The sequence below is a fragment of the Nostoc sp. DedQUE04 genome (assembly GCF_034530995.1).
Taxonomy (GTDB): Bacteria; Cyanobacteriota; Cyanobacteriia; order Cyanobacteriales; family Nostocaceae; genus Nostoc.
This window is the reverse complement of sequence record NZ_JAVRCA010000048.1, coordinates 59,955-67,193: the sequence shown is the minus strand read 5'-3', so window position 1 is coordinate 67,193 and position 7,239 is coordinate 59,955. Positions and strand designations below refer to the sequence as shown.

Sequence of the window (7,239 nt, the reverse complement as noted above, 5' to 3'; positions counted from 1 at the left end):
CAATCAGACCTCCTATTTTTTCTTGGGATTTGACATATTTAGTCTAAACTCCAGATACTATGCAGAAACTGTTAACTCTAAACTTAGGTTAATTTACAACAAAGATATTCATTTTTGCTAAAATACTAAAAACCGATTAAGTTACCGATGTTTTATGCAATATTGATAAATTACATCTTGTGAAAAGATAAGTCAAGCACTATATATATTTAGCGACGAAAAAGCTTAACACTACCTCAGTCAGATATTGGTGTAGCCCCAAAACCAGTTTTGATACTCTTCTTAAACCCAGTTTTTTCGTAAAACTGGAGTACTTCCTTGGTTTGCCTTCCACTTAGGAGCATTACTTTGTAACAATTATGACTCCATGCAGATTGTAACGCAATGTGAGTTCGACAAGCCCTTTTTTGACCTCTCCCCCAACTCCTCTCCGACACGGAGAGGGGAGCCAAAACTGTAGAGGGACAAATTATTTGACCAAAACAACAGATTTTTTGTCAACAATCCAAATTCTTCTATATTGCTTGTTCAAGCAACTTCTATAGCTTCATATCAGAAAGGCTAAAAATCAGATTCCTCTAGAGCGAAGCTTACAAGCTTGAAGAACTTGACAAATTATTTGTCGCTGTGGTCAAATAATTCGTCGCTGTAGAGCGAAAGGCGAAAAATACAGTACGCGCTCCTTGAGCGCTATGTCCTGCAAGGTAAAATCAGTGTTAAGTACAAGAAAGATGCTATAAAAAAAGATGCATTACGAAAACACTATCTTTTTATAGGGGATGGTGCTAATAATCCTGATAAAGCACCCAAAGAACCAGTTCCAAGAGCGGTTAGAAGTTCAGGAATTTGTTTGTTGCCGTTTGCTTGTAGAGCAATTGCACCTATAAGGCAAATTAATACTGTAGAGGTCAGTGTACCAACAATCATGCGGTAAATCCAGGGGTCTGTTTGTATATAGTTTTGTGGCAGATTAAAAGTATTATTTACTGCCTCAGCGTTTTGTTGTACACCTTGCTGACCTTTTGAATCATTGAGAGTTGATGGTTGTTTACTTTCTTCAAGTAAAGACTGTGTTTCGACTAAAGAGTTTTTTCCATTCTCTGTACTCATAGTGCATCCTTTTTATTTAATAAAATAAGCATTGGAAGTTTTCTATAATTGTTAATCACATTACGATTCCTCTTTTTCGGAAAAGTAGAAACAATCACCAAAGTTTTTTTTTGCAGTCAAGTGAGATCGCCCCTCTGTCCCTTTGCCTTTCATCACTGGAATAAGCTTAATTTTGGGTTTAAACAGGCTTTAGTAGGTTAGCTGGGGATTTTTTTACCTTGGCATCGCTGTAGGGTATTGTAGGGTGTGTAGTATGAGCGATCGCGCCCAATACCCAATGTCTCACTCCAAGATAAGTAATAAGCCATCTGAGTAATGGTAGCAGTCGGTTTTATCGATACAGTGGTCGAAAGTGTGATTTCAGTTAACCACCGCCAGTCAATCGCACACCTGCTATCAGTTAACCCAGATTTACACTTGCCCAGATACCCTTACCATCAGCAATGCCGATAGTTTTGCTGATGTATGGGCTTCTTCATGATGAAAGAGAATCTAGCCATCAACGTTTTCTAAAGTGGGTTTATATTTTTGTAGCTAAAATAACACTAGGTTCCTGGCTTTTTACTTACGACACGGAGTTTGTGGTTTGCTACCTGCGCCTCATCTAATGCCAGTTGCTCTGTCTTCAAACCTTGAGAGTGAGCTTTTCCACTTGTTCTGTGCGGTATTAAGGATAAATCTTTAACCGGACACTAGATGATAAATTAATAGTGCTGACCTACTCAAACTGATTTGAGTTAATCCGCAAATACACGTATGCAGCTAGATGAATATTAGATTAGTAGATAACCGAAATATTACTGTAATTTTTGAAGGTTTTTATATATGTAAATGGTTGATTTCAGAGGATATACGGTAACGATAACCAAAGCGATCGCGGTACTTTAATTTTAATAAATCTTATATTATTCAGATTAAAAAACTCAGAAAAGATGACGAAAACAGAATGTAGAAGCTCAAACTAATAATCAATTCTAGTCTAAAACTAGTACGGTAAAACTCTGACAAACGCCAAACGTAGTTCTCCTTGAGAATATGAGACTCACTCTCTAGGTGTATACGCATCTACAAAAGGTCTGAGGCTAAAAACCTCTTCTTTCGCACTTCAGGCTTTGATGAAGACTTGTGCAATATGTAGGTTTTTATGATGGAAATTTTAAATAATTTTTTCTCTACTAGCCAGTTTATTCCCCACGGACATTGCTATCTCTGGAAACCAGGATTGGTGTGGTTGCATCTGATTTCAGATGTGTTAACTGGACTTGCTTATTATTCAATTCCAGTGATGCTGGTTTATTTTGTCCGTAAACGGCGAGATATGCCTTTCGGCTGGATATTCCTAATGTTTAGCACATTCATCGTTGCTTGTGGCACAACTCATTTAATGGATGTATGGACGCTTTGGTATCCTACCTATTGGCTATCAGGGTTAGTCAAAGCTATCACCGCTTTTGTTTCCGTATTAACGGCTCTAGAGCTTGTGCCATTAATGCCACAGGTGCTAGCTCTACCGAGTCCTGCCCAACTAGAGGCTGCAAACTACCAACTAGCAAAAGAAATTGCTGAACGCATACGGACTGAAGAAGTGTTGAGAGAAAGCGAACAACGCTGGCAATTAGCTTTGCGAGGCAATAATGATGGAATTTGGGACTGGAATGTTAAAACCAATGAAGTTTTCTTCTCGGCTCGCTGGAAAGAAATGCTCGGTTACGAAAACCACGAAATTTCTAACCATTTAGATGAATGCGTGACACGAGTGCATCCGAACGATATTGAGCGGGTGAAACAAGCGGTTCAAGATCACTTTGCTCAGAAAACACCGTTTTACATTACCGAACATCGAGCTTTATGTAAAGACGGCACTTATAAATGGATTTTAGATCGAGGGCAAGCACAGTGGGATGAAAATGGTAATGTAGTACGAATGGCAGGTTCACATACTGACATTACCGATCGCAAGCAAGCAGAGGAGACACTAAATAGCCTACTTAACCAATTAGAAAGCAAGGTTGAGGAAAGGACAGCAGAGTTAACAAAAATCAACGAATCGCTACAGACAGAAATTACTGAACGCCAGCGAATAGAAGAAGCATTGCGAGAGAGCGAACAGCGATTTCGGGCTGCATTCCATCAAGCTGCTGTTGGCATTGCCCATGTCGCAATCGATGGAAGCTGGTTGTTAGTTAATCAGAAGCTTTGCGATATTCTCGGTTACACACTCGAAGAACTACAGTTGTTAACTTTCCAAGATATTACTCACCCGGACGATCTTAATACTAACCTGAAATATGTTGAGCAGATTTTAGCAGATAATATTCAAACTTACTCGATGGAAAAGCGCTATTTTCGCAAAGATAATTCCTTAGTTTGGGTTAATCTCACTGTGTCTTTAATGCGCGAATCTAGTGGGGAGCCAAAATATTTTATTTCTGTGGTCGAAGACATTAACGAACGGAAAGCCGCGCAGCGCGAACGCAAGCAGTGGGAGGAGCAAATTCAAGCATCACTATTAGAAAAAGAGGTGTTATTAAAAGAAATTTATCATCGGGTCAAAAACAATTTACAGGTTATTTCCAGTCTGTTAAACCTGCAATCTGCCTATATAAAAGACAAAGAAGATTTGGTAATATTTCAACAAAGCCAGCAACGGATTGCATCAATGGCTCTGGTTCACGAAAAATTGTATCAATCTCAAGACTTAGCAAGGATTAATTTTGGTGAATATATTCGAGATTTGGTAACAAGTTTATTTACTGCTTATGAAGTCAATGAAGATGCGATAGCTTTGACAATAAATACGGAAGATTGTATTTTTCTCGGTTTAGATACAGCAATTCCTTGTAGCTTAATTATCCATGAACTTGTATCTAATTCTTTAAAATATGCATTTACCAAAGGTAGTGATGGTGCAATTAATATTGAAATAAAGAAAATAATTAATAATAATTTAATGCTAATAGTTCGTGATGACGGGATTGGCTTACCACCAAACTTTGATTTTAAAAAACTTGCATCATTAGGATGGGAGTTGGTGGATGCTTTAACCCATCAGTTAGCAGGAAATATAAATATTACAAGCTCTACTGGAGTAGAGTGCCAGTTGACATTTCCTTTAATATAAATAGACAATCAATAAAAGATGACAAGCGCAAAAATTTTAGTTGTGGAAGACGAAGCTATTGTTGCTAAAGACTTACAATATCGGCTTAATAAATTTGGTTATATAGTGCCTGCTATTGCTTCTTCAGGAGAAGAAGCGATTAATATAGCAAGAGAAATATCTCCAGATTTAGTTCTGATGGATATCAAGCTTAAAGGCTCAATGGACGGGATAGAAGCTGCTGAAGAAATCTATAAGCGTTTGGATATCCCAGTAATTTATTTGACTGCTTATGCAGATGAAAATACATTAGAACGAGCTAAGATAACTGAGCCGTTTGCTTACCTGCTGAAACCTTTTAAAGAAAGAGAACTACAAACAAATATTGAAATAACTTTGACTAAGCATGGTTTAGAAAGGCAATTAAAAGCTAATAAAAAATGGCTGGATGCACTTTTAAAAAGTATCAGCGATGGTGTAATTGCTAGCGATTTACAAGATGTAATCACTTTTATGAATCCGGTTGCGGAAAATCTGACTGGATGGAAACAAGAAGAAGCGTGTGGTAGAAATTCCTCAGAGATATTTAATATTGCTAATGGTGAAACTCATAACTCTATTGAAAGTCCGACTATAAAAGTTCTTCAAGATGGTATTATAGTTCATCTCCCCGCAGAAACAATTCTAATTAATAAAGATGGTGCAGAAATACCAATTGATGACAGCGCTGCACCAATTAAAGATGACAAAGATAATATTACAGGCGCTGTATTAGTGTTTCGAGATATTACTGAGCGCAAACGAGCGATTGAGGCGCGTCAAAAGCAAATTGAGCAAGAAAAACTTGTGGTGCAATGGAAGGAGATAAATCAACTCAAAAATGACTTTTTGAATTTAGTTTCTCACGAACTGCGATCGCCTCTGAGTAATATCAAGATGATGATTCAAATGATACAATTATATAATAATACTGAGGATGCTCAACGCTATCTAAAATTAATAGAAAGCGAGTGCGATCGCGAACTAGAATTAGTTAACGATCTACTAGACTTACAACGGCTAGAAAGCTCATCCTATCCAGTTATTACACCTGATGCGTTGCTCTTACAACAGTGGTTATTTTGGATTATCGAGCCGTTTCAAATTCGTGTTCAACAACATCAGCAAACTCTACAGCCGAATCTCCCCGCAAATCTCCCGCCGCTATTGTCAGATAGCATTAGCTTGGAACGCATTATAGTAGAATTGCTCAATAATGCCTGTAAATACACACCTGCCGGTGGTGAAATTGTCTTAAGTGTAAGTCACAATTCCTCGGAAACACCTGCAAAAACAATTATTACTGTTAGTAATTCAGTAGAAATTCCGGTAATAGAGTTACCACGAATATTTGATAAATTTTATCGTCTACCCAATGCAGATATCTGGAATCAAGGTGGTTCGGGTTTAGGTTTATCTATAGTCCAGAAATTAGTGGAACAATTGCAAGGAAACATTCAAGTAGAAAGTGGCAATGGATGGACTACATTCACTCTTACATTAATTGATTTATAGTACTCAATAATCCAGAAATTGCTATAGCAATCCTTGCAGGAGATTGTGAAAACTTTTGTTATGGTTGTCCTTGGTCATTTGTCATTACAAAGGACAAATGACAAATGACAAATGACTAATAACTGAACTTGATATGAGATAATTAACCCAAATTATTAAATATCGAAAAATGTCATTAACTATATCTTCTACACCTCAAGGTTTTAGTACATTCATCACGAATTTGGGAATACGAGATACAACTGATGATTTTGTATTGATTAAATCATCAGTCCCTTGTGTTGCAGATGGAGTTTTCACTCAAAGTCTTTTTGCTGGGCCAAGTATTACTATTAGCCGCGATAATTTAAAAGATTCACAAGCACAAGCAATTGTTGTTATATCTAAGAATGCAAATGTAGCTAATGGTTCGGTTGGCATCGCTGATGCTCAAGAAGTTCTGCAATTAGTTGCTACTGAAACTGGAATTGCTGCACATAATATCGCGATCGCTTCTACAGGTGTAATTGGCAGACGTTACCCCATTGAAAAAATCCGGGCTGGTTTATTAGGATTGGGCAAAAAATTGACTGATGCTGATTTTCATGCCGCCGCTCGTGGTATTATGACCACCGATACAGTAGCGAAACTAGCTACACGACAAATAGGAAATGCCAAGTTAGTAGGAATTGCCAAAGGTGTTGGCATGATTGAGCCGAATATGGCTACTCTTCTAACTTTCTTTTTTACTGACGCTGCAATTTCTGCAAATAGCCTTCGTTCTATTTTTCGCTCTACTATAGATAAAACTTTTAATTGTTTGAGCGTAGACACTGACACTTCTACTAGTGACTCTGCTGTAATTCTTGCTAATGGAATAGCGGGTGAAGTTTCAGAACCAGATTTTGCTAGGGCATTGCAAGAAGTTGCACAGGAATTAGTGCTGAAAATTGCACGAGATGCAGAAGGTGCTACTAAAATAATTGAGGTAACTGTAGATTCAGCGATTAACTATACACAAGCTAAAACAGTAGCGAAAGCAATTGTAAATTCCCCATTAGTAAAAACTGCTGTTTATGGAGCAGATCCGAATTGGGGAAGAGTTGCTATGGCTATAGGCAAATGTGAAAACGAACAGCAAATAAATCAAGATAAAGTTGTTATTAGTTTTGATAATGTGAAAGTTTATCCTAGTAGCTTAACTAATGAAAATCTAGAACAGTTACGGCAAATTATGTCTCAAGATAAAGTAGATATTCATGTTAGCCTTAATATTGGCGATGCTTCTGCAACTGTATGGGGTTGCGATCTTTCAGAGGGTTATATAGAAATTAATGGTAAATACTCGACTTGATTAGACTTCTTGTACAAATGCAAAATTTGCCCTCATCTTCTAACCCCTTCTCCCAATTTTGAGAGAAGGGGAGCGAATTTCAAAGTCACTCTTGAGTTGAGGAGTAGGTTGCCACTGGTTCATCAAATTTTTCCTTTGAATC

The 7,239-nt window shown here is 37.5% G+C and carries 5 protein-coding genes and 1 pseudogene; 5 read left to right on the top strand and 1 reads right to left on the bottom strand.

Annotated elements, in window-relative coordinates; all coding sequences use genetic code 11:
• Window positions 1-762: 762 nt before the first annotated feature.
• Window positions 763-1,110: a hypothetical protein gene (locus tag RM049_RS26895; RefSeq protein ID WP_322706337.1), complete on the bottom strand. Its 348-nt coding sequence runs from the start codon at window positions 1,108-1,110 to the stop codon at window positions 763-765.
• Window positions 1,111-1,425: 315 nt separating this feature from the next.
• On the opposite strand from RM049_RS26895, the gene RM049_RS26890 reads away from it, so the two are divergent.
• The 5 genes and pseudogenes from RM049_RS26890 (at window position 1,426) to argJ (ending at window position 7,097) form a co-directional block, all read left to right on the top strand.
• Window positions 1,426-1,563 (top strand): hypothetical protein, encoded by a 138-nt coding sequence (locus tag RM049_RS26890; protein WP_322706336.1) that lies wholly within the window; start codon window positions 1,426-1,428, stop codon window positions 1,561-1,563.
• Window positions 1,564-2,254: 691 nt separating this feature from the next.
• Window positions 2,255-3,088: pseudogene (locus tag RM049_RS26885) on the top strand (PAS domain-containing protein); the annotation flags it as partial.
• A gap of 114 nt (window positions 3,089-3,202) precedes the next feature.
• Window positions 3,203-4,231 (top strand): PAS domain S-box protein, encoded by a 1,029-nt coding sequence (locus tag RM049_RS26880; RefSeq protein ID WP_322706338.1) that lies wholly within the window; start codon window positions 3,203-3,205, stop codon window positions 4,229-4,231.
• Window positions 4,232-4,249: 18 nt separating this feature from the next.
• Window positions 4,250-5,764 carry a response regulator gene (locus RM049_RS26875; RefSeq protein ID WP_322706335.1) on the top strand — a complete coding sequence of 505 codons (1,515 nt, stop codon included), beginning with the start codon at window positions 4,250-4,252 and terminating at the stop codon, window positions 5,762-5,764.
• Window positions 5,765-5,933: 169 nt separating this feature from the next.
• Window positions 5,934-7,097, top strand: coding sequence for a bifunctional glutamate N-acetyltransferase/amino-acid acetyltransferase ArgJ (gene argJ / locus RM049_RS26870; protein ID WP_322706334.1), 1,164 nt, complete (start codon window positions 5,934-5,936; stop codon window positions 7,095-7,097).
• Window positions 7,098-7,239: the final 142 nt, after the last annotated feature.

Excerpts from the sequence above, each read along its gene's own strand:
- RM049_RS26890 (WP_322706336.1), top strand. The coding sequence starts at position 1,426 with ATGGTAGCAGTCGGTTTTATCGATACAGTGGTCGAAAGTGTGATTTCA.
- argJ (WP_322706334.1), top strand. The coding sequence starts at position 5,934 with ATGTCATTAACTATATCTTCTACACCTCAAGGTTTTAGTACATTCATC.
- RM049_RS26895 (WP_322706337.1), bottom strand. The coding sequence starts at position 1,110 with ATGAGTACAGAGAATGGAAAAAACTCTTTAGTCGAAACACAGTCTTTA.
- RM049_RS26875 (WP_322706335.1), top strand. The coding sequence starts at position 4,250 with ATGACAAGCGCAAAAATTTTAGTTGTGGAAGACGAAGCTATTGTTGCT.